Consider the following 25544-nt stretch of genomic DNA (forward strand, 5'->3'; position numbering starts at 1 on the left):
TTCGACATGGTGACGGGACGAGACGCATCCCGCCACCATGTTCGGCGACACCGGCCGACCCCTCAGACCAGCCCGGCCACGAGCCACGCCAACACACCGAGCACCAGAAGTCGGATCGACCACGTGACATAGGCGAACTTGCGACTCGCCACCATGTGCGCCGCCCAGACGTGTCCCGCCAGCATCCTGGCGGTGGCGTCTTCATCGACTGTGGTTGCCAACCATGCATCGACGAATCCCTGGCTGTTGCGACCGTAATGCTCGGCTACGTACGCGAAGTGGTGCAGAGGCTCCGACGCAGCCGCCTGTCGTCGCGGCATCAGCGTGTGCAACGCGAGGAGCGCACTCGTCGCGGCCGCTACCGCAGATAACACCGGGAGCACCGGCGACCAGGCCGGGCCCGTCACGGTCAGAGAGTCCTGGCCAGACCACAGGCTGCCGCCCAGGAGCCCGGCGGCCGCTAGGACCGCAGCCGCCTTCACGTCGGCGAAACGAATTGTCTCGTGTAGTTGCTGGAGGGCGTTCCATCCCGCTTCGCTCTGCAAACCGGAGGACCAGAGCGTCCCCGTCACGACCCGACCCGGTCACTCGGATCCCCCAGCTGGCTGGCGAGGTCCGTGCGGTCGAAGCTACGGAACACCCGATCGAGCTGGCCGATTAGGTGCCGGCGCTCGTCTGCACTGAGCCCGGCGACGAACTTTCCGATGAGCACACTGATCGGATCCTCCTCGACCTGCGCGGACGCAGTCACACCCTCACCACCGCCAAGTTGAGCGGCGATCGTATCGAAGAGAGGGTCCGTCAAGGACCGAAGATCGGCCGGGTGGTGAAGATGCCAGTACATCCGAGCTATGTCCGGCCTGCCAAAGATCTCGTCACGCAGCCACCGAAGCTGACGCAATTCGTCGCCGCGACGCTGCCTCTCCAGAGTCGCGCGTCGTTCGGCCTCCTCCCAGGCGGTGGTCACGGCAAGCGCCTCGGCAGGCACGGTGATCCGGACACGCAAATGGGTGAGCACCAGACTGGTCCGCGGCACGGCAATCTCGGTGACGCCCCTGGCATTGATTAGATCAGCCAGGTGACTCGCAACCGTGACGCGCCGGGTGGCAGCCCAGCGGGCGAGGTGATCCCAGGCAAAGGCACGAACCTTGGCCTCGGCCTCCGGCTCACGTCCCCGCCACTCAACGGTCACCTCCGCCTGAAAGATCGCGCCGGGCAGCGCGCTAGCCAGCGTGGCCTCGAACATGTGTGACGGGGACGGGAAAGGGGGGTGCTTCTCATTCCCGGACGCCCACTCCCGGGAGAAACCCCGCCAGAGATCACGCATCTCATGCTCCTAGAGTGAGTGGATCGACCTGGTGCAGGCTCTCGACGACGTGGTCACGCACGTCACGCCGATCCGGGCTGGTCACGTCGCGATCGACCGGCTGCCACGCGAACGTCAGCTTGGAGAGGCGCACGAGACGGCGGGTCCCGCCGTCGCCACGACGCACCACGTCCCCGAGGAACTCGACAATCCGGATCCGACTAGCCTCGGACAAGAGCGCCGCGTCGAGCAGACTCTCGCCGAACTCCCTACGGGCCTCATCGACCTCGGTCTGATCGAAGAGTCGGGCCACGGCCCCGACGAGCCCGATGCGCGACGACTCGTCATGCCAGGTCAGCAACACGGGATGAGCTTCACTACGGGCGAGCGCTGCGAACACCGCCCATGCCGTTTTCGTACGACCACCAGGTTCGCCCTCGGACCAGTTGGTGACCACCTCGACGATCCGAGGGCGTAGCCGGGGTATCTCCCAGAGCCGACTCACCGCCGCCACGATGGCATCCCGGACCACGGGAGAGTCGCGGTGGGCAATGTGGCTCAGACGGGTCAGCGACACCCGGGGATAGAGCCGGGCGAGTTCACCTGAGCAGACCTCGGCGATGGTGCAGAGGGACTGGTCACTCGCACGCTCCAAGCGCGACCAGCGGTAGAGCAGGCTCCGCACGTCAGCCCCGACCTCGTCGCTCACGGCAGTGGCCGTCAGGGCCTGCACCACGTGAGGCCGCAGATTCGGCCGTCCGGTCCAGCGATTCAGCCACACCAGCGGGCGGGTGTCCCGGCTCCGCAGCACGATCGCCACCAGATTCCCGACAATCCGTTCCGCCAGCCGGGTCTGCCGATGGTCGTTCCGCCGTAACGGCAGGTCCATGGCCCACTCCCATAGCTTCTTGTGGAACCAGGCAGAGCGGTCACCGTGCAGAAAGGTCAGTACTGCCGTGCTGTAGTTCGCCCGCTCGAACCGGAGCCCACCGTCCATCACCTCGGCTTTGATCTCGCTCATCAGCGCCCGTAGTCCGATTTCCGCCAGTCCGTCGGAGCGGGCGGAGGGCAGGTCACCGAGGGTCTGCCCGAGCGAGTTGACCGCGTCCAGCACCTCTGCCGGTGGCTCTCCCTCGAGCAGGGCGGCTGCGACGAGGAACAGCCGATGCCGGACACTTCTGGCTACGCTGAACCAGTTGGCCAGGACGTCGTCCCAGTCACCGTAGGCCCCGCACACCTCCTCGACGAGCTTCGTCAGGTCATGCTCGGGATGGTTACGGAGGGCGGTCACGATGATTCCGGTAAGCCGCATAGCGTCCATCACCGTGGCTCGGGTCAACAAGTCGCCGATGGTGGGATTCGCGATGATGGAGGAAGCGTCGACGACGTGCACTGCGCACTCGCGACGTACCACCTCTGCAAGGTCTGGGGGCGGGACCTGAAAGATGGAGACGGTCCCGACGCCGCCGGCGGCGGCCCAGACGGCTGGGGTTGCCGCGACCACCAGACTTGCGTCCAGGGTCGCCAGGTGCGCGGCGTGGGCCTGCAACCGGCGGCCCAGGTCGGGGCTCACCCGTTCCCGCTGGTCCGGAAGACATAACAGGTATGTCACCCCCCGTTCCGCCGGAAGCTCCGCCGCAGCGAACAGGCGCCCCCGCTCCTCGTCGATCAGAATTTCCTCCAATCGCCGCCCCGCCTGGCTCGACTCGTACAGCAGCGCGACCGCAGCGGTCCGCAGCCCGGAGTTGGCCGGGCCCAGCACCACCACCCATGGCTGGTCGCCGACGAGGCGGGCTGCGGCGGCTCGGTCGAGAGCGAGATCCTGATCCTGGCTGGCCAATCGGTAGCTGCGTGTCGCGAGTGACTGCACTACCTGCTCGACATAGGCCCGTAGCAGATAATGCCGACGAATGGCTTCGTTGATCAGCTTGTTCTCGACGAAGGTCTGGTGCACCCCGCCGTACACGGTGCCGCCGGTGACCACCTGCCCGACGTTGATGCCGCTGACAGCCTCCGCGTAGAGGTCCTCCTCGAGCCGGTCGTCCTCGGCGAGAGCCACGGTCTCTTCGGGGCTCACGATCGGCTCCCGAGGGGGTTACCGCCGAAGGACTGGTGCATCCCGCCGTGCACGGTCCCACCCCCGACCACCTGCCCGTAGTTGGTGCCCACTGGCTGCTGCGACGGCTGGTAGGCGGGCCCTGGCGGGGACTGAGACTCAGATGCGGGTTCCGGTTCGTTCGTTCGACCCACCGGCCAGGCGCCCGACGGGGTGGGTAGGTGCAGCCACGCACGCTGCGCGAACGCCTTGCCCTCCACCCGGGCCTCCACGTCGACGAAGTGGTCCGGGTGCAGACCGGAGTAACCAGCACTGATCACGTCGTGGAAGACCCGGTCCGAGACGATCATGGCAACCAGGGTGATGCGCGGTTTGGCTTCCGTGAGCGCGCTCTTGACCACCCCGGAGTCCAGTAGTCGGTGCGTCTCGTTACGTGCTGTCCCATTGCCCCCCTGCCCAACGGCTGCCGAGTCAGTCGGCAGGGGACCCACGTGCAGGCTCACCCGCAACCGCAGAGGCTCCTCCCCTGGGTGTTGGCGCCGGTGGTCGTCCAGATGGTTCTGGAGCATTGCCGGGAAGGGATGGACGAGATACGGGAGTATCCGGGTGGGCAAGCCCACGGCCAGGCCGTCCCCGGTTGGGCCGTAGAAGTCGGGACTCGACCACTCCGCGTCCAGCCCGGCATCCCGCATCGCGTCCCCTACGAGCCGGTGAATGGTGCGGGAGACGTTCTCGTGCGTACAGCCGGGCAGGTCTGTGAAGCCCTTAGCGTCGACCGCCAGCACCGCGCGGTACGGCGGTAGTGGGCGGGACTGCTCGAACGGGGGTGACTGCTCCATGTCGCGTTCCCTTCGCAGGCGGCCGAATGAAGGCAATCGTGTCCGGCCCGCTTGGGTAGCGCTGCCCACCACTGTGCACCGCAGAGGTGACGCGGTTATCAATCACTGCGTCATCCGGCCTGCCGGTACAGTGCATCGACGTCGAGGATCGATACCCGCATGCGATGGGTGTCCAGCACGCCTTCGGCGCGGAGAACCCCGAGCGCGAGAACGACGGCGTTCCGGGACGCGCCGATTAGCTCTGCCAGATCCTGTTGCGGCAGCTCGAAGGCGCGTTGGCCACCGGCGGCGTCAGCCGTCACGTACAGCCGGAGCAGTGCCCGGGCTAGGCGCTGCCGTACCGGAAGGACGGCGATCTCGGTCCGCTGGACGTCAGACTGTCGGAGGCGGTTGACGGTGTACCGGGCGTAGGCGGCGGTGACGGAGGATCGTTCGATGAACCGTTTGAAGCTCGCCCCTGGGACCACCCGGACCACCATGGGGGTCAGCGTCGAAACCGTTCCGGAGCGGCGGCCACCGTCCATCACGGCCAGGTCACCCACAACGTCGCCAGCCCCGCGAATCGTCAGGATCGCCCTCTTTCCCGCTGCTTCGCCACGAACTACCTTGACCGCGCCGCTGAGGATCACGTAAGCGTGCTCCCCCTCGTCGCCCTGTCGGAATAGCGGGTAGTCGGCGGCCATGAGGCACCGGGTTCCGAGCGAGCACATCGCGGCCCAGTCGGTCGTCGAGAGCAAGGAAGCGAGACCGCCACTGCTGGCGGACAGGTCGTCAACGTCCACACACAGAAGGTAACGAGTGGATTCCCTCCGGCCTACCCTCAAGCCGCCCGGCCGGGAGTGCGGCATCACGCTGAGGCGGCACCGAAGTTCTGGGGACTGGTCGGAGGTGGTCAGTCGTCGGCGCCGAGGTCGGCGACCGGGCTGATCCGGGCGGCGCGGCGGGCCGGTAGCGGGCCGGCGAGCGCGGCCGCCGCTGCCAACGTCAGCACCACGAGTGCGAGCCGTCCGGCCGGGAATTCGACCGGCACGCTATCGCGGAGCGCAGCCATCGTCAGCCAGAAGTACGGCAGCGCCAGCACCAGGCCGATAACCGCGCCGAGCAGCCCGTACAGGCCGGCCTCGAGGTTGAGCATCGCCCGGAGCCGGTCCCGGGATATCCCGACCGCTCGCAGCAGGCCGGACTTCCGGATTGGTTCCACCAGCGAGAGCACGGCGGTGGTGCCGACCCCGACCACGGGGACGATCACGGTCAGCCCGAGCAGGGCCAGCAGCACCTGGAGGACCTCCCGCAAGTCGCCCTCGGCGTCGTCGCGAGCGTCGGCGAGCACCTACCTCCACGTTCCGCCCAGGCGACGCAAGGTCTTCAGTGCCGCCGTACAGGCATCCTGCCCGTCGATGACCAGGTCGGCCAAGAGGCCAGTGGGTTGCGCCGGCACACCATTCTGGTCCAGCTCTGCCGGGTCGAGCAGGACGCCCTGTCGTGCCTACAGAGGACGGTCACTCGGGTCTAGGCGAAGATCCGCGCCCCGCCTTGAACGAGCGCTCGCCACGCTCAAGACCTTGAAGCTCCTGCTCGTAGTCCGAGCACAGACTGCGCTTGACCACAAATTGCGCATAATCAGGTCTTACGCGCGTGAGGCACTGCTGTCATAGGATGAGCGCTGTGACGGGTGCGGAGATGATTGTCGCAGCGCTTGCTGCCGGTGCGGCGGCAGGCTCGACGGACGTGACGAAATCCGCAATCTTGGATGCTTACATCGGATTGAAGAACCTGCTGCAACAGCGCCTGAGTGGCCGGGACCGGGCACAGGAAGCACTCGACGCGGTGGGGGTCGGAGCCGATCAATGGCAGGCACTGCTCAGTGAAGACCTGGCAGAATCCGGGGCTGCCGCTGATAAGCAAGTGATCACCGCGGCGCGCCGCTTGTTGAGCCTGGCAGAGCCGGACCGGGCAACGGCGGCTAGTTACCAGATGTCAGCTGACTCTGCCAAAGGCGTTCAGTTTGGTAGCCACAACACCCAGACCTACACATTCAGCTGAGCCACCGCCACGATGGACATGGCACCCGATTGGGAGAACAGCACGGGCGTCAGGTTGGAAGCGGATCACGCCCGCGGCATTCAGGTTGGCGCGAACAATAGGCAGTACAACTCGTTTGGCTACGTGCCGCCGGTCGTCCGCTCCGCCTACGTCGAGCAGGTACGCCGGATAGTCCCGCCTGATTTGAAGGGTCGGGACGCCGAACTGGCGGAGCTAGAAGCCTTCTGCACAGGCGACTCTGACTACCGGTATTCGTGGTGGCGTGCCCCGGCTTGGGCTGGCAAGTCTGCGCTGATGTCGTGGTTCGTGCTGCACCCACCGGCCGGAGTCCGAGTCGTCTCCTTCTTCGTGACCGCACGCCATCACCAGCAGAACGACCGCAAGGCGTTCCTCGACAACGCCCTCGAACAGCTCGCCGACCTGCTCGAACATCGAGGACTTCCCGTCGGCATGACCGAATCGACGCAGGAAGCGCACCTGTTGAACATGCTCAGTTCAGCTGCGGCCGCCTGCCAAGCAGCGGATGAACGGCTGATCCTTCTGGTCGACGGGCTGGACGAGGATCGGGGGGTCACGGGCAGGCCTGATTCGTACAGCATCGCCGCGACCCTTCCACGGCACCCACCGACCGGCCTGCGTGTCGTCGTGTCCAGTCGGCCGGATCCGCCTCTGCCACCTGATGTGTCGTCCGACCACCCGTTACGGGTTCGATGCCTAGTCCGTGAACTTGGGCACTCAGCCCACGCGGAGGTGGTCCGGGCCGATGCCGAACGGGAACTGAAGAGGATCGTGCAAGCCGATGGCACCGAACGGGTCATCCTCGGGTTGATCACCGCCGCGTCGAGCGGTCTGTCCGTGGCGGACCTTGCAGAGCTGGCCGACGAGGACCAGTGGTTGGTGGAAGATTATCTGACCAGTTTCACTGGACGTACCTTCAGCCGGGCGGGTGATTCCTACGTGCTTGCTCACGAGGAGTTGCAGTCCACGGCGATGAAGCTTCTCGGCCCGTCGCGCCTACGCGACTACCGCCAGCGGCTGCACGAGTGGGCTGACCGTTACCGCGAACAAGGCTGGCCCGCCGACACGCCGGAGTACCTCCTGCTCGGCTACTTCCGGATGCTCTCCGACCAGGGCGACCACACGCGGATGGTGCAGCAAGCCACCGACGCAGGCCGGCACGACCGGATGCTGGACTACACCGGCGGTGATGCCGTCGCCTTGGACGAGGTCGCGCTCGCTGAGGAGGCGTTGTCGGCGACCGGCGACTGTGACCTGGTTACGCTGTGCCGGCTGGTGCTGCACCGCGCCGACCTTGAGAGGCGCAACAGTCACATACCCCTTGACCTGCCACGCCTCTGGGTCGCCGTTGGCAATGTGACGCGTGCCGAGGCACTGGTCCGGTCGATATCCGAAGACGGTGGGATGCGCGGTGGCGCGCTCTCACTTCTCGCGCCTAAAATGGCGGCGGCAGGTCACCACGCCCATGCCGAACGGCTCGTCGGCCTGATACCACCTCGTGTCTTTATAGCCGAGGATGAGCCTGGTAAGGCGATTAGCGAAGTCGCCCGATGCATCGCAGAAGGCGGTGAAATTGAGCGAGCACTCCGGGTGGCACGCACCGCACCGGCGCCTTTCTGGCAATCGCGGGCACTCGCCGGAGTCGCCATCGGTGTTGCCCGCGCCGGCGTAGGCCTGGCTGAGGCGGAAGAACTGGCCTGGCAGATTCCGATGCCATACTGGCGGGGTCAGGCGCTAGGCGCCCTAGCACAGGAGGCTGCCCGCCGTGGCGAACCCGGCCTCGCGGATCGTCTGGCCGACAGCGCTGTGGCTGAAGTCGACGCAATGACAAACAGCGGCGACAAGTCCCTCCTCTACGGCTACCTGGCGGACGGGCTCAACCGCTCGGGTCGCCCGGAGCGGGTTCGCCGACTGGCGGACCACGCCATTCGGGAAGCCGCACGTGTGCATGAACCACGGCAGCGAATCGATGCGCTGACGAAGCTCGGTCCGCGTCTGGCTGCCATTGTTGACCGCGCCGATTTGGCGAGTCTTGCCAGCCTTGCCGATGCGGCACTGACCGACGTCCGAAACAAGGAGGATGCCTCTCCGGATTACGTGTTGACGCGGCATGTCGCCGCCATCGGATCGGCTTGGTACGTGGCAGGCGACCCCCAACGTGCTGCAGCGATAGTTAGCTCCATAGCCAAGAAGTCTGAACAAGCAAAGGCCATGCGCGAGGTGATCGGATCCGCTGCCGCAGCGGGCGACCTCGATTACGCCAGACACCTCGCTGACTCCCTTCCAGACGCCGGGGACAGAGACCGGGCGTACGGCGGGATCATCGGCCGAGCAGCTGAGGAAGCCGACGACAATTACCTGGCCGGATTGATAGACGCGATCGTCGGTCCCCGGGAACTCGCAGCCGCGCTGACCAGTTTGGGCTATCGCTTAGCACGGCACGGCGACAGGCAAACCGCGGCCGATCTTGCTGGACGTGCTGAGACGATCAGCCGTTCGATCACGGACTCCCTGACGGAACTCGAGCTTCTCGTGCCCTTGGTCTTGGCACTCGTGACCCTGGGCGATCTCGAGTGCGCCCGCAAAGCCGCTCGGCGGGCCACCTTGCTCTACCAGACGGATCAGAAGACGGACCCGAAGATCTCGAATCTCGAAAAGCTCGCCCGCGGGGCAGCCTTGGCAGAGGATCTCGAGACGGCCGTGGAAGTCGCTGGACTGATTGATGATCCGCATCGCCGTGCGGCAATGTTGATCGAACTAGCGTCATCCGCCGAAGGTTCGGACAAGCTCCGGCTCGCTATCGGACCACTGGCCGCCACAGAGGAGGCCGTCAAGACCGTACGTAGCCTACCGCAACGCACGATGCAAAAGGTCTTGGCCGCGTGGTGGGTGCTCGGCGAGGACGAACGTGCGGAATCATTGGCAAACTGGATGGCCGACAACGAGGACGCCAACAAGTCGCCGTCTTCAATCACCACGCCGGTCATCTGGCCGACGTTCAGTAGCACCACTGGGCGAGAGACCTCGCACGCGGCTCAAGCACGTGACGAAGGCCTTGCCGAGGCGGTCGATGCTGTGGCCCAGGCCGGGAACTTCACTCGCGCCGAGACGCTGGTCAACTTGATTGTGGACGCTTATCGTCAGGCTGAGGCGCGAACGCGGCTCGTTGTAGCCTTGGCACGGGCTGGCCATGGTGACCGCGCTGACGCGCTTGCCCGCACCGGCGGCACTTCCTATCAGCGGGGCCAAAGTCTCCAGCAGCTCGCTGAGGTCTTCGTCGATCAGGGAGCCGTCGGCGCGGCCGAGCTGGTCATTCGAAGTATAGAGGACGGGTTCAGCCAGGCCCGGGCATCAATCGCGGCCGCTCGCAAGATCGAGCCCTCAAGGGCCAAACCATTCCTTGTATCACCCATCCGCCATAGGCGCCTGTCCGAGATTCTCGACCTGCTCGCCATGGTCTGCCCGGCGGCTGTCGAGGCCATCGCCGATCACATGCTGGGTGACAGAACTGCCCGAGCCGGGTCCCATCCAGGTGAGCATCATGGTGAGTAAGAAGCCTCGCCGATTCGCCTTCTCTAACCACCTCGTGCACGGATTGGCTGTTGATGAAGAGCGGTTCTTCATGGGGTGCTAGGGGAGGCTGGTGGTGCCCTAATTGTTAGGAACTGTTCTCGGTTCGGTCCGTGCGTTGATTTTCTGTTGGTTGGCTGACAACGGCACGGATGGTGGCATCGAGCTGCTGGCGTCGGCTGTGGTGGCGGCCCAGGATGCGCCATTTCTCAGCCCTCTGACCACCGCCGACACCGATCAGTCCGCCCTCACCCCGATCGCGACGCAAAATCGCACCGGATCCCGCAATGGCGTCATTTACACCACCAGCGGACCCAACTTTGGTCAGCCGGACGGCTGGATTGGCTCGATACCACCCGAGACAGTGACAGAGCTGCGTGTCTCAACCGCTCCTACTACTCTGGAGGTGGGAACCATGACGGGGGTAGGTGCGCCGATCGTGGCGGTCCTATGACGACGAGAATGACGGCAGCCGCGGAACGGGACCCCTTTTCGTCGTGGGCCGCCGGGCAGCAGAAGCTACGGCCACAACGGTTCACCCCGGCTGCGAAGGGACCGCGGTTCGCGTTCTAGGGACGGATGTCCACTGTCGACTTTCAGGATCGGGCGTCGTCGTGCCGGTGGCAACGCGACTACGCCGGCGACATGGTCGCCGGTCATGGTCGGATCGTGGTGGAGTTCTTCGACGAGGGCGTCTCCCGCCGAGTGCCCTGGCCGGACCGGCCGCAGGCGGCACGGCTGCTCGCGGCGGTGATGGACGCGGCACGCGGTTTCGACGCGATCGTCGTCGGGAAGTACGGACGCGCCTTCCACGACCAGCAGCTTGAACAGTCGACCCCCACCTTGCTCAGGCAGGGCGTGTAGTTACGGCTGCCGGAAACCTACGGGCCGGTGGCCTTCGACAACCCGCGGCAGCTGGCGTTGCTGGACCTGCTGGGTGTGCACTCCCAGCGGGACGTGTCCCGGGCCCGGCATCGCAGCACCGCGGCCATGCGCGCTCAGGCAGAGTTGCAGGGCCGACATCTCGGCGGCCGGCCACCCTACGGCTACCGGCTCGCCGACGCCGGCCCTCATCCGAACCGCGCCCACGCCGCCTGGGGACGACGCCTGCACCGCTTGGAGCCCGACCCTGCCACCGCACCCCACGTCCGGTGGATCTGCGAGCAGCGGCTTGTGTCGGCCAGAGCGTGGCCAGCATCGCCTGCGCCCTGAACGACAACGGCGTCCCGTGCCCGTCCGGCGCCGACCCAGCGCGTAACCCCCACCGCAGCGGCCTTCAGTGGATGCTCACCACTGCCGCGGCGATCCTGGCGAACCCCCGTTACACCGGGCGGCAGGTCTGGAACCGTCAACGCACCGACCGTGATGCCCTCCCTGACGAGGGGGCCTTCGATCGACACCACGAGATCCAACGGTGGAGCGCCTCCACTGACTGGGTCATCTCCCGCGAGGTCGCGCATACTCCGCTGGTCAGCGAAGAACACTTCGTCGCCGTCCAGGCAATCCATAGCGCGCCGACCCCAGCCGGCGGCATCCCCCGCTGCTATGTGTTGGCCGGAGTGACCTGCTGCGGCGTGTGCGGCCGGATCATGGACTCCCACTGGGTCCACGACCGTGCCGGCTACCGATGCCGACACGGCAACACCAGCGTCCGACCCACCTCATCGAGACGACAGAAGACCCTCTACGTCCGGGAGGACCATCTCCTGGACAGGATTCGACACGACAGCAGCCTGCGTCGGCACCACCCGGCGATGCGCGACCAGGATCCAGACAGCGTCGCGGGCTACCTGCGGCTCAACTACATGATCATCGTTTGCGACCACGACGCCTTGACCATCGAGACCGACACGGCGGTCTTCCCGCTCACCGCCCCGACGAGCGTCCTGACCCGCACAGCAAAAATCCCCGCCCAACGGGACGGGGATCGCACGAAACGCGAAGAGAAAGCACGCTTCGTGGGGAAATAACGTGTCCGAGGCCACACGAATCATTGCCCCACTGCCGTTGACCCTCAACGCAACTCTGAAGCTCACGCAGGCCTAGCCATGGTGGTGACCTCTTCGGATTCGCCGAAGAGGTCACCAGCCTGAAGGGCCTGGTCAGGCGTTCCCCTTCTGAATCGGCGTCTCGGATGATGGAACGAAGGCACGCCGCACCGCTCGACCACATCACCGAAGCTCGCGGTACTGGATCTCGACGAATCCCCAGTTCGGCTGCCCGAAGTCGTACAGCGGCCCGAAGTCATCCTCGCCGCCGGGCTCCCCCGCCGTCCAGATCAGCCTCCTCATACACCACACTGCGCTCGTCCGACTTGACGCCCGTCTGCCCGCGTCGACGTCGCCCTCGTCGAGCATCCGCCACGGCCGACCCTCGGTCCGACCCCGCTCGATCATCTCGTCCGTTGCCGTGCTCGGCCTAGCCGTCCCGACCTCCGATTCGCCGCCGCGCAGCTCGCGGGCCCGGTCCCGAGTTAGTACCAAGGCGTACGGGCTATCGTCCCGATGCGTCGCCCGGCATAGCGCTGCCAGGGCGCCCCTCGCTCATCTCTCGCGGGCCAGATCGGCATAGCGAATCATTTGGACGGCGAGCGCGGCTATCGCCAGCGTCTCCATCACGGACACGGTCATGAGATCGACGCGGTGCGGCCCGGCAACCCAGTAGATCACCAGGGCTGTCAGCGCCGGCACACAGAACGTGCCTAGATCGATGGCAAGCTGGGAATATTTCCGTATGAGTCGGTCAGAATCGGAGCGATGTGCCACCTCCCACCCGAATACCGCAGCCGCCTCGTCGCCGGTCGCCCCGGCCAGTTCGGACAGCCTCGGCGCCACCGTGAGCCGCAGATAGCGCCCGATCGCTGAGACCTTCTCGTCGTTCACCAGATAGGTCCATCCCAGCACCAGGCACACCGGCGGGAGGAGGAGAAGCAGGCCGAGATTTCCTTTGGGAGTCAAGGTTGCCCCGACGACGCCAGCCATCGAGCCGAGCGTCGCATAGATCAGGTTGTCCCGGAAACCGATGCGGGTCTTCTGCTCGTCCTTTAACCGTTCGTACTCGACAAGGAGCAGCTTCTCGGTCGTCACCGAGCTGTCGGCCACCCGTCGATTGTGGCGTGTCAAGTTTTGCCCTTCTCACTCGCGTATAGGACCGCTGCCGTCCGATTCGTGGAGAGCCGCGCAGCCATGATTCCACGCCTCGCCCACTGAGCCGCTCCAAACCGATCTTGTAGATCGGGGCGGGTGCGGTGAGCCAAGGCCGCGTTCGCCAACCTGGCTGGCGTAACACCACTATGGCCACGCCTGTCGGCCCGGGTCGAGTCGCCACCACCGGATCGACGCTGGCTGCGGTGCGGGCGAATGCGGCCAGCGAGACATCAGCCAATCGATGTCCCCGGCCGCCTCCGCGTCGGCCTGGATCCCAGCGAGCATCCGCTCGAACGTCCCGTCCACGGCCCACCTACGGAAATGCCTGTAGATGATTGCCACGACCCATACCGGGCGGGCACGTCCCGCCGCGCCGCCCCAGCCCGGATCTTCCACACGATCCCGTTGAGCACCCGCCGGTCATCGACCCGCGGCCGACCACCCGTCACCGCCGACGGCAGATACCTCGACAGCGCATCCCAGTCGACGTCAGACAACTCGTAGCGACGACCCACGCGCTACATCATCCGACACCAAGATCCTTTGAAACACCGCCTGAGACCCAAAGGGCCAGGGTCGAGTTCCCGACGGTCCACAGACTGGCCGTCGTCACGGTGGGCTGCCAGTCCTCATGCGGGTGCGCCGACTCGGGAAGGTCGACAGCGGCTGCAAACCGCCTGCTTCGCGCCTAGGGGGGTTCGGCTCCCTCCACCCGCACCGGTCAGCCGTTGTAGATGTTGTGCTGAACGTTGTGGTCGCCGATCTGCGCGCCAAGGACATTCTCCAGCCGGACGTTCTGCCTGGTCGCGGCCGGGTTCGGTGAGCGTCCGGTCAGCCGGTCAAGCAGGGCGTAGAGGACCTCGGCCGAGGCGCGGGCGGCGAACCGCTTGTAGCGATCGTCCTTGGCCGGGTCGGCGTGGTCCATGACGCCCTTAACCACCAGCCAATGCGGCACACCCTGGGTCTCGGCCACGGTGGCGATGGTCGCGGCCTCCATGTCCAGGCCGGCGACGCTGCGGATGCCCATCGCCGCCAGCCTCGCCCAGGCCTCACCGTCCTTGGCCACATAGCTCCCACTGGCCACGGGCGCCACCTTCACCGCGAACGGCAGCTTCGCAGGCCCGTACACATCGTCGTAGCGGGCGCGCTCGATGAAGATGCGGCCCTCCTCGGTCAGCGTCCACTCCACCCCGGGCCGGATGATGTGCCCCCGAGCCTCGATCGCCGCCGGTCGCCCCGGCCATGTGCCCGGCGGGAAGTAGCGTTCGAACGCCGGGTGCTTCACCGGATTCTGGTCGAGCAGCAGCCGCTCCAGCAGCCAGAGGGCGGCCTCGTCCTCGGTCGCCGGGCCGTAGCTGGGCAGTGTGCTCGGATCCAGTTCCTGTGCGGCGCGGATCAACTGCTGGTCGAGCTGGTACGGGCGGTGGTCGCCGACGAAGCCTTTTCTTGTCTGCTTGCCCTCGTCGTACTCGTAGGTCATCTCAGCGACCACCACATCGCCCAGCGCGACCTCACCCGGATTGCCCGCGCACACGCCCGGCATGGCCAGGCAGCCCGGACGCAGCCGGTCAACCAGCGCGGTGGCCGCCACACTGGTCGGGCGGCCGCTCATCCGGACCGGGCGGGCCAGCGCGACCGACAACCGGCGGCCGTCGGCGCACCGGTATTCACCCCGAAGGAACGGATGCGGGTCGTCCTGGTCGCACGGTGTCCAGTCGTCGATGCCGGCACGGGCGGCCTCGTGCTCCAGCGAAATCGCCGCGACGATCAGCACGTCGATCGGGTCCATGTCAGCCATCGTCACCACTCGATTCCGCGTCGACGGACCTCGGCGTCGTCGTCCTGCTGCCGGCTCTCCCGCTCGTACGTGTCGGCCAGCTGCCGGAGGATCCGCTGAGATCGAGGCCATTCGTCGGCCTGGCGTTCGTACTCCCGATAGCGCTCGACCAGCGTCCGTTCCTGATCGCCGCCGTCCCGGGCCCCGCGCATCGTCACCCCGCGCCGGTTGTAGAGACCCCTCCAGAGGCCATCTTCCATGGCGTCGCTGTCGCAGTCTTCCAGCACCTCGCGCACGGCCGGCGGCGGAACCGAGCCGTCCGGGCCGGGCTCGGCGAAGGCGAAGACGGCGCCGATCATCCCGTCGGCGAGGCGCAACCGACCGGAGGCGGACAACAGTCGCCTCGCCTCCTCGACCCAGGCACTGAGGGCCTTCGCGTCGATGCTCCCGTCCGGGCCTGTGCCCGGAGAGCGGCGCCACGAGCGCAGGACCTGGGTGATCGCGCGGATCCGGGCTACCTGGTCCGGGTCGTCGACACGCTCGTCGGAGCCCTCGGCTAGGTAGGCAGTCTCGACGAACTCGGCGAAGAAGGCCGGATCCTCGGCCAGGCGGGCGTGGATCGTCGGCGTCCGGGCGTCATAGCGCATGAGCGGAGTCAGCTTCAATTCGATCTCGGTCACCCGCTGCGCCTCGACCGCGTCCCGGTGACGTTCGAGCAGATCGACGATGACCTGGAACTCGTATCCGGAGAGCCGGCGGTGTTCCGGATCGCCCGTGGCCGACGAGACGAGACTCTCGCAGGCCGTGGCAGCTTGGACGGCGACCTCCGGCGTGTCGATCTCTTCGGCGTACATCGCGATCAGATCCAGGGCCGCCGAGACCCGGCCCACGCTGATCAGGCCGGCCGCCGCCTTCGCGAGACCGGTGAACTCCTGACCGAGGCCGTTGATCTCGAACTCGCGCCAGTAGACGCCAGCCACCTCGGGATCGGGATCGGTGTGCTCCGGATCGCGCCGCGCCAGCAGCAGCCTCGCCCGCGCGGTCGGATCCGCGGTGCGGTCGAGGTAGTCCGCGCCGCCCCGGATCCGCACCGCGAAGTACTCGAACGCGATGTCCGCACGGCTCGCCGGCCGCTCGAGGGACAGCCAGGTCAGCAACACGTCGTCGTGCTCGGTGGACGACAACTGAGCGAGGGCGGGCCCGACCAGGTCCCCGTTCCCGGTCCGGTCGGCCAGCGCCACCAGCGCGTCAAGACCACCGGAATCCAGGATCCGCGCCACGGCCTCGGCCCGTAAACGCCACACCTCGGTGAAGTAGTCCGGGCTGGACCGTCGGCGCCCGATGCCCGCGTACTGCGGCCACCGGTCGCTGAACAACCAGAGCGTCTGGTCAGCCGGTTGCGAGGGCGCGAGCGCTTCGGCGGCCTGCCGAAACGGCGTGAGATCGTCCGCGGACAGTGCCCACTGCGCGTCAGGGACCTCGGTATGCATGGCGACCAGTTCGCGGAGCGCGTTGGACAGAAGCCGCCGCATGTCCTCGTCGTCGATCGCACCGGCCAGGGAAATCAGCCGCTCCACGAACTCGGTGCGCTGCTCCTCGAGCAGGTTGTCGGACAGCGGGACGAGCGCCAGGAAACGCTCAGGATCGTCGCCGAGGTCGCTCAGGACCAGCCCTGTGATGTCCTGGAAGGCGGCGTACGTCTCGGCCGGAGGCAACCTCCCGGGCACCGGCCAGTCCCGCAGCAGCGGCGTCAGGTGGAACGTGCCGACTCTGCCGTGCTTGGCCGAGTGGAGCAGGTCGAGCAGTAGCGCCCGGGCGACCTCGGGATGATCGCGGGACATCCGGCGCAGGGCGCGCAGCCGGACCGGCCTGGGTGCGCCGGTCTGCGCGAGGAGGACATCGAAGAGCTCGGCGAGCGAGACGGCGGGCCGGTCGTACTGATCGCCCCCCGGATCCGCGGCGGCCATCCGGGCCAGGATCTCGACCGCGCCGTCGAAATACTCGGCCGGCCGGGCGACGAGTTCCAAAGCACCCTGGAAGTAGGCACGGGTTCGGCCGGCCTCGAACACGCCCGCGAAGTCGGTGACTGCCCGCAGGGCGTCGAGGAAGGCAGCGGGATGGGCCTCGGCCAGGTACGTCAGCACGTCGGTGAGCGAGGACCACAGCTCGAAGGCCGGGTCGGCGCTTGCCTGAGCCAGAACCTCGCGCACCACCCGGCGCGCGAGGTCGGCCGCGGTGTCCCCGGGAGCACCGGTGCGGACGTCGCCGCCGCGCACCGCGAGGATGGTCAGCGACTCCGCGATACCTCGCCGGATCGCCACCGAACCGGTGCCGGTGGTCAGGACCCGCACCGCCAGTTCGGCGAACGCCGTCAGGTCATCGTTGGTCAGGCTGGGTCCCATCAGGACAACGGTGTCCTCGGGCGCCTGCACGTACCATCGCTGCCCCAGGTGCCCGAGCATCGCCGTGTCCGGGTCCGCGGCCGACCGGGCGGCGATCTCGGCATACCCGGCTCCGGCGAACTCGCTGACGATCGCCTGGTCGCCCACGCGATCGCCGTGCCAGCCGCCGAGCAGGGCCAGCCGCCGGAGCCGGACGTCCGGGGATCGGATCCAGGGCGGGATGGCGAACGTGGCGTGCCGGGCCAGGGCACGCCGCACCTGACTCAGGCCGCGTCGCGCCTGGACGCCGAGTGAGCGGGCCCGGTCCGGATCGATCGCGGCCGCGGACAGGAGCTGCCCGACCTCCGCCTCGTCGAGCGGAGGCACGATCACCGACGGACTCTGCGCCAGCCGCCCGTAGACCAGGATCGTGTGCGGACCGTTGAGCGAAATCCCGTCGACCGGCAATCCGGTCGGCACGGCGATGATCCGAGGTTCCCTGTCCGCCAGATGGACACGGAGCGCCGCCTCATTGTCGACCAGCAAGGTGCGATCGCCGAGCTCGGTCCCGATCAGGGCCGCCGCGGCGAACGCCTTCAATTCCAGCGCGCCCAGGTCGCCCTTGATCTCGACGACCGGCGGATCGGCGTCGAAGGCGGCTCGCAGGGCGGCGGCCTGCGACTGGCGCCCCGCCAACACGATCTCCGGGCCGAGGGGAGGCTCGGTGAACGGCAACCACGTGTCATTCCACCACTCCGCCAGCGGCACGCCGGGTGAAGAGAGCCCGTAGTAGTGGTTGTACTGAGTGTTGCCGTCGCCGACCTGTATGCCGGAGCTATTGCTGATCATCGGATCCGATTATGCCCAGGCGGTTGCGTCCACGGGAGTAGTACACGACTTGCCCGTGATGGGCGTGTTGGGTAGATGAGAGACGGCTATCGCGTCGATCCCTCAAGACGCCACCGTCGACGACCTTCTCCTCATGGGACGCCCGCGGGCCGACGGCTCGGCCAGCCGGCTCGTCGCGAGTCTGCTGGCGCAGAGGGTGCGCCGACAGGCGGCTCACCTCAGGGTGGCACACCTGATCATCACCACCGCCGAGTACGGCGACGCGCCGCATGAGTCTCTGACGTCCTTCCGTCCAGCGACCGCGCGGCCGTAGAACGCTCGTGGACACGTGGTGGACGAGCCATTTGGGTGTGGCGTGACGAGCGCCGTTCCAGGTTACCCAGGCGACGATGACGATCGACGCTATGAAGCAGGTAAGGCAATCCGTGTTGTGAGAGGGTTCGGGTTGACGGCCAGGCCCAGCGGCACGCAGACCCCGACTATTGCTGCGATGACGACCCATGCCGCCATCCGCCGGTTCGCGAGGACTCGGACGGTGTGCCACGAGAACTGGGACAGCGCCTGAATCGCGACCACGAGCACGGCGGGTACTACGACCAGCAGCGCCGCCGTGATCGCCGCGACCGCAGCGATCGCGGTCGCCTCATAGGAGCCCGCGTCGGTTCCGGCAATCAATCACAGGCATGAACCACACGACGAGCAGCACTGTGCACCGTGCTGCTGTCACAGCAGTTGCGGACCGTGCTCGCCTCCACCGCCGGCGACGATCCTGAGGTGATGACGTCACGCCATGATTATTGACTGCCGCTGCCAGTGCCTCGGGCTTCGCAGTCCGCAGCGCGGCGATCAAGCCGTGGTCCTTTGGATCTGCAGCCAGCACCAACGGTTGGCCATCCTGTTAGGCAGGGCGACCGCAGTAGGTCGGGATCCCCGAACTGCTGCGGTGCGAGGCTCGGCCTGCATGTTCGCGCCCCGACCAAGTCGCGCGCAGGACAGTCTGACCTTGCGTGCACCTCGCGCTGCGACCCCTCGCGCCTAACAGACCAGCGGTGTGACCCATTTCACTAAAATAGGGTCAGGGGAAATCAGCTCGAGAGTGCCTAATCCCCAGACATGTCTTTCGCCGCGTACAACACCGCCGTGGAACCGAAGGGTAGGGCGGGTTTGATGTCGCCTCGCCGTTGGAGTCCGCACAACCCGATCGCTGACCTCCTGGAAGCGATCGAGCACGAGTACGAGCTCGACTCGCCCGAGCGCCGGTGTGCTGAGGCGCGCCTCACCGACGCCCGCCTGGCGGAGCAGGTCCGTTTCGAAGCCGGCCTCTCCGAGTACGTCCGCACGGAGATCCGCCCCGGCCACAAGTGGGACGGCGTGGCCTACCACGAACTATTCGATGATCTGTGGACCTACGCGCTACCGGTGATCAAAGCGTTCCTGCGGACCAACCAGCTACGGCGTGTCCTCAAACGCTTCGCTCCGGAGCGCGGAGTCTCGATGCTTCCTGAGGACATGTTCCTGCTGGCCAACTCCGAGGCTGCTCGCGACGAACTGGCGTTGGACATCATCAGCAGAGCAGTGAAGGACTTCCGCGAGCGAGCCATTGGCCAGGGCAGGTGGAAACCGTGGGTACGAGGCGCATCCCTGCGTACTTACTTCATCGGCGCGTGCGCCTATGAGTTTCCCCGGGCCTACAAGACCTGGTCCAAGCAGCACATGGGTCAGCTGGAACGGCTCGCGGTGACCGAAGAGATCGACTTCGACCAGGTGGGCGCTCGGCTTACGGCCAGCATCGCCGACCTTGCAGTCCTCCGCGTAGACCTGCAGCGGATGATCAACACGGCGCAGCCGATGACCAAGCTGATCCTCGGGATGATCGCAGCCGGCAAGACCCAGATCCAGATCGCCGCCGAACTGAATCTGACGGTCAAGGCGGTTGAAGGCCGGCTCAGCAGTTTCCGCAAGCGCGTGCAGTCTGCTCCCGACTACAAAAACACCGTGGGGGCATCATGAGAAGCGTGCTCGGTGGACTCGGCTTCACCAGTGTCTTGTCGTTTTTCGGCAACATGGTGGGCGTGCCTTGGGGTGCGTTACTCGCGGTCGCCATCCTCATCATCATCAGCACCACGGTGATCGCACTGGTTCAGCTCCTGGTGCCGCAGGAGTCGCAGCACAAACTTCAGATGTGGGACACCGTGATCAAATACCGGGCCCGGCGCCGTACCCGAGCTGTGGCAACGGCGCTGACCGCGCCGCCCCGAGGCGTGACGCCAACACCTGTCATACCTCGAAGCCGCAGGAGCAAAGCAAGTCTGCAGCGTGCTCGGCACCATCCACCCTGATGAGCGGTCCGGGCCGGCGCCACCAATATGCCAGCCCACCGCCAAGGCGCCGGAGCCTATCTCGTTCAACCTCTTTCCCAGATGGCGCCGCGCGAGCCCCACCTGCACCTGCGCCGCCTTCACCGCTGCCCCCGCTGCGGCGAGTCCGGGCACCCCGACCTGCGGCAGCCATCCACCGGATGCGAGCCCACCTCTGCGGCGTTGACGGGCACGAGGTAAACCGCCGTCGGCCGTACCGGACCGCCGCGCCAAAAGCTCCGGTCACGGTCGAGCCGGCGAATCGCGGTGTCGGTATCAGGCGTGAATCCGAACAGGTCGTGCGTCCCGTCTGGCCACTCGCGCCGGATCGCATGCCCCCACGCGTACTCCGTCGACGTCTCGTCGCCTGCGAGCGTGAGGTCGGTACCGGTGCCGGCAGTCGCGATCCGTGCTGGCAACCTCAACCAGCGCCCCAAGTCGGGACTGCGTGGTCGCAGTGCGGTGGTGGGCTGTGTGACTCGGGTCAGCATGGGGGGTGCCGTCCTTCGGTATAAGGGTGTGATGACGTGGCCCGCTGGCCGAGACGTCGCCGCCAGCAGGTGATGAATCGGTGCCTTACTGGGTGGTCAGGGCGAACGCGGCGGTGCCGCCGGGAGGAGGCGGCCAAGGAACGGAGTCGCGGTGCGGTCCAGGCGGACTCGTCGCGGCAGCCCACCGCCAGCCGATCCGCAGGGCTGCTCGTCACAAGGTTGAGGACGCCACATCCGCCACAGGGCCGGGCCTCCTGGCGCGAGCAGGACCGGCGAGCGCGGTCGATAACCGACTTCCGCGAGCAGTCCGTCTCCGGGCCGGTCGCTACTGTGCTCCGCACACGACGGCAGCCCCGCAAGGTCCAGGGTCTGGTGATGGGTGGCCAGCAACGCCTGCGCGGCATCCCCGTGCCCGGGACGGACCCCGACGTGGGCGAGCTGGTGATGCGGACGGTGGGGGCGCAGCCCATCGACACAGGCGTGCAGCAGGGCGAACCGGGCCGCGTGCCGGCCGAGGAGCCTGTGCAGGTCGTACATCCACGGCGCAGCCGGCGGAGGCGGCTCCACCCGTGCGTACCACACCGCCACCGCCGCGCGATCGTCGGTCGTTTCGACTCGGCCGTGCTCCAGCCCTTGGAGCAGCACGAGCCGCGCGTAGCGGCGCATGACCACCGCACGATTGACCACGTCCGGTACCAGCCAGACACCCAGGGGCCGGGCCATCAGCGCGTCAGCCATCACCGAGGACAGAGCGTCAACGTCCTCGTCGGTCGCGCGACGGACCGCCGTCTCCATCAAGCTCTGGCGCATCCCCCCCGAATTGGCCGAGCCCACTACCGCCGCCGGCCCTCTCGAGCGCGGGCCCCAAGCGGGCAGCGGGCACTGCGCGTGGGCGAGACACCCACGGCGCCGAATCGAGCGCGCGATGGAAAGTCGCGGCGAGATGCAGGCTGTCCGCAGCGACCCCGGCGAGGGGGAGCCGCTTCCGCGCTGCCTCGATCAACCGCGGTGAGCCGCAGACATAGACCGCCTGCCCCGGCCGATAGTGATACAGAGCCATGCTGAGCAGGTCGCCCTGCGCTGCGGGCTCCACATCACGGTCGTTCGAGAAAGCCAGCACGACCGTGAGCCACTCGCTATGCGCCTGCTGAAGCTTGTCCAACGCGACCGCGTCGTAAAGGTCCGGCAGCGCGGGTGCGCCCACCACCAACGTCACCCGCCGACCATTCGGCGACGCGGCAACTTGTTCCACCAGCGCCCGCAAGGGTGCAAGGCCAGTACCCCCGGCCGCCAAGAGCAGATCGGCGTCATCAGCGGCCTCCAGCGACAACCCGACGTCAGATGCCGGCCCCAGCCACAGCAGCTCCCCCGCAGCCACCCGCTCGACCAGAACAGGCGAAACCACACCCTCCTGTACGGCACGAACGTGGATCTCCACCCGCCCGTCCGGCCGCGGAGCGCTCGCCGGCGAATACCACCGCCACAGCCCCGGCAGCCGAGGCGTACACACCGGCATCGCCTGACCAGGCAGATACCGAAACCTCCGCATCGGCCGGACAGTCAACACCGCGACACCATCAGCGGCGACTTCGCACGCCTCCACCTCGCCGAAGGTCACGTGCGGACCATCGCCCAACGCCCCCGCCGCCCGTTCCGCGAGCCGAAGCGCCCGACGACACCCCCGCTCCCAATCACCCGCAAGCTCGGGCTCCCAACCCTCGCCCGCAAACCGGCGCACCGTATCGACCAACGCAGCCACGACGGCCGTCCCGTGATACGGCTGAAGATCAAAACGCCGGTACATCCGACCCAACACCGCCAACGCCGCACGTCGACCAGCCGGATCACGCCGACCCACGACCAACTGTCCTAGCGTCGAGAAGAACACCGGCGCGACCTGGTACGGAAGCAGCCGCACGCTGCGGTCCTCCATGAACGACCAGAAGTGATCGGCAGCTCGGCCGTGCGAGGCGAGGGCGACCGCCAGTGAGAGTCCTAGATCAGTCATCGCGCCGACTGGTCCTGGGTACGCGGACACTATGAACGCTAAGGCCCACCCGACTGGGCGTCGGACCCTGCGCACACGTCCCTACCCGCGCCTCGATAGCCCTGTGCCGCGTCGCGTTGCTGCCCACGGGGTCGAACGACCGATCGTCGGCCGGAACAAACCACTTTCTCCGGCGCATCTCTATGCCACCCTTCTCTCGGCCCCCGACTTGACACCTCCGTGCAGGAAAGGCGCCAGCGCCTCGGGGGCGGTCAACCCCTGCTCACCGCCGAGCCGGGTGACCTAGGTTCTGTGCGGTCCAATCACCGACAGCGACTGGTTGGCACCGAAACGGATTGGTCTGTTCAGGAAAGCCGAACGGCCAGAGCAAATCGACGCTTAGCTTGTTGTCTCGCTGTTGTCTCATGCCAAATCCGAGCAGTTTCCGCAGTTGAGAGCACGTTTCTTTGACCGGATCGGACTAGAGTGACGGCGACGATCGGGGAGGCAGGATGACGCGGGCACCATCGCCACGGAGTCAGCTCTTGGTGCATCCGTTGAGCTACCTTCGAGAACAGCGAAGCTGGACGCAGCAAGATCTCGTCGATGTCATCGCGCGCCGTCTAAACACCGCCGCCCGGCGCGAGAAGGCTTGGCGCTGGGAGCGATGGGGCGTGGTGCCGGATGAGGATTCACAGGTCGCATTGGCCGACGAACTCGGCGTTGATAGGCAAACAGTTAAGGCGCTCGGATGGCCTCACTGGCTCCCTACCGGTCCCGCGATCAGCGCGTCAGCGCCTTGGACCGTCAAGGGAGCAGTGACCTTGCTTGATGACACTGCAGGACCAGCAGTGCTAGATCGCCGAGGGTTTCTGATCATGCAGGCCGGGTTAGCTGCCGCGATAGCCGAACGGTGGCTCGCAACCGAGCCGCCGAAGATCAACGCAGCGCTTGAGGGAGGCCGCGTCGACGCAGATCTCCTAGATTGCTTCGAACAGCGGCTGCCGGCCCTGCGCCGCATGGACGCCAGCCTCGGCGGCGGGAGCGTGCGGTCGCTGGTTGACGCCGAGCTTCGGCTGGTAACGGATCTCCTGCGCCACAGCAGCTACTCGGAGCTTGCCGGCAATCGCCTGCTCGTTGTCGCCGCCGAGTTGGGGCGAATCGCTGGCTGGGCCAGTTTCGATGCAGGATTCCACGCGGCAGCCGAGCGTTACTGGTTCGCCGCCCTACATGCTGCCCACTCCGCAGCCGACCGCGCGGCAGGCGCGAACATCCTGAAGTGCATGAGCCTTCAGCGGGTCGACACTGAACGTCCCACCGAGGCTCTCCGTTTGGCCGACGCTGCGCGGGCTGGGGCGAAGGATGCGCCCGCCCGTGTACGAGCGATGCTCACCACGCGTTTGGCTCGCACACATGCAGTGCTTGGTGAATCGGTAGCGTGCGAGCGCCGACTCGCAGAGGCCGAGACAGAGATGTCACGCGCTGATGAGGAAGCAAGCCCGGCCTGGGCCAGCTACTTTGATCAGGCGGAGTACTCCGCCCAGGTTGCGGCCTGCTACCTGCTCCTGCAGCGCCACCAAGCCAGCGACTACTGGCTTCAGCAGACCCTCGCACTCCAACCAGCCGAGCGCAGCCGCGACCGCGCAACCTATCTGATCTGGCGCGCTGACTCTGTACTCAATCTCGGAGATGTCGAGCAGGCGTGCAGCCTCGTCGCCCAGGCTGCCCCCGATGTCGTCGCCACCCGATCCGTGCGCAACCATCGCCGCTTGCTCGACATCCATGGTCGTCTCCTGGCGCATCGACACCCCGCCGCAGGAGAGTTGGATGAATGCGTGCGTAGTCTGCTGACATGAGTGAGGCCAATAGGGTCGCAGTTGTCACCGGCTCCAACCGCGGTCTCGGCAAAGCCATCGCCCGCGGCTTAGCCGAGACCGGTGCCCACGTGATCGTCACGGCCCGCACCGAGGAGGCCGCACATCGGGCCGCCGACGAGCTTCTCGCGGATAAACTCTCTGCATCCGGCCAGCAACTAGACATCGCCGATCCGGCCAGCGTCGCTCGTGCCATGGCGGACGTGGGCTACCAGTACGGCCGGCTAGACATTCTCGTCAACAACGCTGGCATCGCCATCGACCGAGGTCAAGCAGCGGCTAGCGCCGACATCGAGAAGGTGCGAGCCACCCTGGATACCAACATCATGGGGACCTGGCGCTGCTGCACCGCAGCCATTCCCGAGATGAGAAAGAACGGGTACGGCCGGATCGTCAACGTCACCAGCCACATGGGCACGTTTGGCGAGATGGGAACCGGAAGCGTCTCCTACCGCGTGTCGAAAGCTGGGGTGAACGCCCTGACCTGCATCCTCGCAGCTGAGCTCAAGGACGACGGCATCTTGGTGAACGCGGCGTCCCCGGGAAAGGTCGACACCCGCCTGGCCTACGGGAAGGCGAGCTCCACGCCCGACGAAGCAGCGGACACCTTCGTATGGCTTGCCACACTGCCACCAAACGGGCCGACCGGTGGACTCTACTTCCAGCGACGACCACTCGGCTGGTAGCGGTATCGACAGACAGACAGGGATCACCTGAAGAATGGTGAAGGCGAATCGAAGACGAATCGCGCCAACGCACACGACTGGGTGTGGCTGGATCCAGCTCAAGAATCCCAACCCCAACCCGCAGTCACCCTCGTACAGACCCGGTAGGGCGTAGCGGCGCGGCT

Annotated in this window: 22 protein-coding genes and 1 tRNA gene; 11 read left to right on the forward strand and 12 right to left on the reverse strand. The window is 66.8% G+C overall.

Features of this window, described 5'->3' with window-relative positions; translation table 11 throughout:
- Positions 1-62: 62 nt before the first annotated feature.
- From HNR22_RS08790 to HNR22_RS31630, 6 genes are all read right to left on the reverse strand, one after another.
- Entirely contained in the window at positions 63-572 is a 510-nt protein-coding gene (locus tag HNR22_RS08790) for a Pycsar system effector family protein (RefSeq protein ID WP_179779941.1), read from the reverse strand.
- Positions 569-1246: a hypothetical protein gene (locus HNR22_RS08795; RefSeq protein ID WP_246380764.1), complete on the reverse strand. Its 678-nt coding sequence runs from the start codon at positions 1244-1246 to the stop codon at positions 569-571. The genes HNR22_RS08790 and HNR22_RS08795 overlap by 4 nt, the downstream gene beginning before the upstream one ends.
- An 82-nt stretch (positions 1247-1328) precedes the next feature.
- On the reverse strand, positions 1329-3383 hold the full coding sequence (locus HNR22_RS08800; RefSeq protein WP_179779943.1) for a hypothetical protein: 2055 nt from the start codon (positions 3381-3383) through the stop codon (positions 1329-1331).
- On the reverse strand, positions 3380-4201 hold the full coding sequence (locus HNR22_RS08805; RefSeq protein WP_179779944.1) for a hypothetical protein: 822 nt from the start codon (positions 4199-4201) through the stop codon (positions 3380-3382). Before HNR22_RS08805 ends, HNR22_RS08800 begins: the two co-directional genes overlap by 4 nt.
- A 110-nt stretch (positions 4202-4311) precedes the next feature.
- Positions 4312-4983 (reverse strand): cyclic nucleotide-binding domain-containing protein, encoded by a 672-nt coding sequence (locus tag HNR22_RS08810; protein ID WP_179779945.1) that lies wholly within the window; start codon positions 4981-4983, stop codon positions 4312-4314.
- A 110-nt stretch (positions 4984-5093) separates the two neighbouring features.
- Positions 5094-5531, reverse strand: a complete 438-nt coding sequence (locus tag HNR22_RS31630; RefSeq protein WP_179779946.1) for an FtsX-like permease family protein — start codon at positions 5529-5531, stop codon at positions 5094-5096.
- A 335-nt stretch (positions 5532-5866) separates the two neighbouring features.
- Here HNR22_RS31630 and HNR22_RS08820 point away from each other — a divergent pair, with 335 nt between their 5' ends.
- The 6 genes from HNR22_RS08820 (at position 5867) to HNR22_RS31275 (ending at position 11802) form a co-directional block, all read left to right on the forward strand.
- Positions 5867-6244: a hypothetical protein gene (locus tag HNR22_RS08820; protein WP_179779947.1), complete on the forward strand. Its 378-nt coding sequence runs from the start codon at positions 5867-5869 to the stop codon at positions 6242-6244.
- A 12-nt stretch (positions 6245-6256) separates the two neighbouring features.
- On the forward strand, positions 6257-9814 hold the full coding sequence (locus tag HNR22_RS08825; protein WP_179779948.1) for a P-loop domain-containing protein: 3558 nt from the start codon (positions 6257-6259) through the stop codon (positions 9812-9814).
- A gap of 151 nt (positions 9815-9965) precedes the next feature.
- On the forward strand, positions 9966-10286 hold the full coding sequence (locus HNR22_RS08830; RefSeq protein ID WP_179779949.1) for a hypothetical protein: 321 nt from the start codon (positions 9966-9968) through the stop codon (positions 10284-10286).
- Positions 10287-10411: 125 nt separating this feature from the next.
- The gene (locus HNR22_RS31265) at positions 10412-10696 is read left to right on the forward strand and encodes a recombinase family protein (protein WP_246380765.1); all 285 of its coding nucleotides are present in this window, start codon (positions 10412-10414) and stop codon (positions 10694-10696) included.
- 27 nt (positions 10697-10723) lie between these two features.
- The gene (locus HNR22_RS31270; RefSeq protein WP_246380766.1) at positions 10724-11044 is read left to right on the forward strand and encodes a hypothetical protein; all 321 of its coding nucleotides are present in this window, start codon (positions 10724-10726) and stop codon (positions 11042-11044) included.
- Positions 11020-11802, forward strand: a complete 783-nt coding sequence (locus HNR22_RS31275; RefSeq protein WP_343059744.1) for a recombinase family protein — start codon at positions 11020-11022, stop codon at positions 11800-11802. The genes HNR22_RS31270 and HNR22_RS31275 overlap by 25 nt, the downstream gene beginning before the upstream one ends.
- A 573-nt stretch (positions 11803-12375) precedes the next feature.
- Here HNR22_RS31275 and HNR22_RS08840 read toward each other — a convergent pair.
- Both HNR22_RS08840 and HNR22_RS32000 read right to left on the reverse strand, forming a co-directional pair.
- A complete protein-coding gene (locus HNR22_RS08840) occupies positions 12376-12933 on the reverse strand; it encodes a hypothetical protein (RefSeq protein WP_179779950.1) in 558 nt (185 codons plus the stop codon).
- Between the two features lie 275 nt (positions 12934-13208).
- Positions 13209-13493 carry a transposase gene (locus HNR22_RS32000; protein ID WP_179779951.1) on the reverse strand — a complete coding sequence of 95 codons (285 nt, stop codon included), beginning with the start codon at positions 13491-13493 and terminating at the stop codon, positions 13209-13211.
- A gap of 118 nt (positions 13494-13611) precedes the next feature.
- Here HNR22_RS32000 and HNR22_RS08850 point away from each other — a divergent pair.
- Positions 13612-13695 (forward strand) — tRNA-Cys (locus HNR22_RS08850).
- A gap of 4 nt (positions 13696-13699) precedes the next feature.
- Here HNR22_RS08850 and HNR22_RS08855 read toward each other — a convergent pair.
- Together HNR22_RS08855 and HNR22_RS08860 are read right to left on the reverse strand one after the other, a co-directional pair.
- Positions 13700-14776, reverse strand: a complete 1077-nt coding sequence (locus HNR22_RS08855; protein ID WP_179779952.1) for a 5'-methylthioadenosine/S-adenosylhomocysteine nucleosidase family protein — start codon at positions 14774-14776, stop codon at positions 13700-13702.
- 2 nt (positions 14777-14778) lie between these two features.
- Entirely contained in the window at positions 14779-17985 is a 3207-nt protein-coding gene (locus HNR22_RS08860) for a hypothetical protein (RefSeq protein ID WP_179779953.1), read from the reverse strand.
- A 1113-nt stretch (positions 17986-19098) separates the two neighbouring features.
- Between HNR22_RS08860 and HNR22_RS08865 the strand changes: the two genes are divergently transcribed.
- Positions 19099-19995: a helix-turn-helix domain-containing protein gene (locus tag HNR22_RS08865; RefSeq protein WP_179779954.1), complete on the forward strand. Its 897-nt coding sequence runs from the start codon at positions 19099-19101 to the stop codon at positions 19993-19995.
- Positions 19992-20324, forward strand: a complete 333-nt coding sequence (locus HNR22_RS08870; RefSeq protein WP_179779955.1) for a hypothetical protein — start codon at positions 19992-19994, stop codon at positions 20322-20324. The genes HNR22_RS08865 and HNR22_RS08870 overlap by 4 nt, the downstream gene beginning before the upstream one ends.
- A gap of 605 nt (positions 20325-20929) precedes the next feature.
- Here HNR22_RS08870 and HNR22_RS08875 read toward each other — a convergent pair.
- Positions 20930-21643, reverse strand: a complete 714-nt coding sequence (locus tag HNR22_RS08875) for an N-acetyltransferase (RefSeq protein WP_246380767.1) — start codon at positions 21641-21643, stop codon at positions 20930-20932.
- Positions 21588-22841: an FAD-binding oxidoreductase gene (locus HNR22_RS08880; RefSeq protein ID WP_179779956.1), complete on the reverse strand. Its 1254-nt coding sequence runs from the start codon at positions 22839-22841 to the stop codon at positions 21588-21590. The genes HNR22_RS08875 and HNR22_RS08880 overlap by 56 nt, the downstream gene beginning before the upstream one ends.
- Positions 22842-23368: 527 nt before the next feature.
- Here HNR22_RS08880 and HNR22_RS08885 point away from each other — a divergent pair.
- On the forward strand, positions 23369-24676 hold the full coding sequence (locus HNR22_RS08885) for an NsdA family TPR-like regulatory protein (RefSeq protein ID WP_343060033.1): 1308 nt from the start codon (positions 23369-23371) through the stop codon (positions 24674-24676).
- Positions 24673-25380, forward strand: coding sequence for an SDR family oxidoreductase (locus HNR22_RS08890; protein WP_179779958.1), 708 nt, complete (start codon positions 24673-24675; stop codon positions 25378-25380). The genes HNR22_RS08885 and HNR22_RS08890 overlap by 4 nt, the downstream gene beginning before the upstream one ends.
- The last annotated feature ends 164 nt before the right edge of the window (positions 25381-25544 follow it).

Origin of the sequence: Micromonospora jinlongensis (assembly GCF_013410645.1) — a bacterium.
Taxonomy (GTDB): domain Bacteria; phylum Actinomycetota; class Actinomycetes; order Mycobacteriales; family Micromonosporaceae; genus Micromonospora; species Micromonospora zamorensis.

What these genes read in the sequence shown, in the direction of transcription:
- HNR22_RS08795 (WP_246380764.1), bottom strand. Translation starts at nt 1,246, where the DNA reads ATGTTCGAGGCCACGCTGGCTAGCGCGCTGCCCGGCGCGATCTTTCAG.
- HNR22_RS08805 (WP_179779944.1), bottom strand. Translation starts at nt 4,201, where the DNA reads ATGGAGCAGTCACCCCCGTTCGAGCAGTCCCGCCCACTACCGCCGTAC.
- HNR22_RS08825 (WP_179779948.1), top strand. Translation starts at nt 6,257, where the DNA reads ATGGACATGGCACCCGATTGGGAGAACAGCACGGGCGTCAGGTTGGAA.
- HNR22_RS31265 (WP_246380765.1), top strand. Translation starts at nt 10,412, where the DNA reads ATGTCCACTGTCGACTTTCAGGATCGGGCGTCGTCGTGCCGGTGGCAA.
- HNR22_RS08855 (WP_179779952.1), bottom strand. Translation starts at nt 14,776, where the DNA reads ATGGCTGACATGGACCCGATCGACGTGCTGATCGTCGCGGCGATTTCG.
- HNR22_RS08860 (WP_179779953.1), bottom strand. Translation starts at nt 17,985, where the DNA reads ATGATCAGCAATAGCTCCGGCATACAGGTCGGCGACGGCAACACTCAG.
- HNR22_RS08865 (WP_179779954.1), top strand. Translation starts at nt 19,099, where the DNA reads ATGTCTTTCGCCGCGTACAACACCGCCGTGGAACCGAAGGGTAGGGCG.
- HNR22_RS08870 (WP_179779955.1), top strand. Translation starts at nt 19,992, where the DNA reads ATGAGAAGCGTGCTCGGTGGACTCGGCTTCACCAGTGTCTTGTCGTTT.
- HNR22_RS08875 (WP_246380767.1), bottom strand. Translation starts at nt 21,643, where the DNA reads ATGCGCCAGAGCTTGATGGAGACGGCGGTCCGTCGCGCGACCGACGAG.
- HNR22_RS08880 (WP_179779956.1), bottom strand. Translation starts at nt 22,841, where the DNA reads ATGACTGATCTAGGACTCTCACTGGCGGTCGCCCTCGCCTCGCACGGC.
- HNR22_RS08890 (WP_179779958.1), top strand. Translation starts at nt 24,673, where the DNA reads ATGAGTGAGGCCAATAGGGTCGCAGTTGTCACCGGCTCCAACCGCGGT.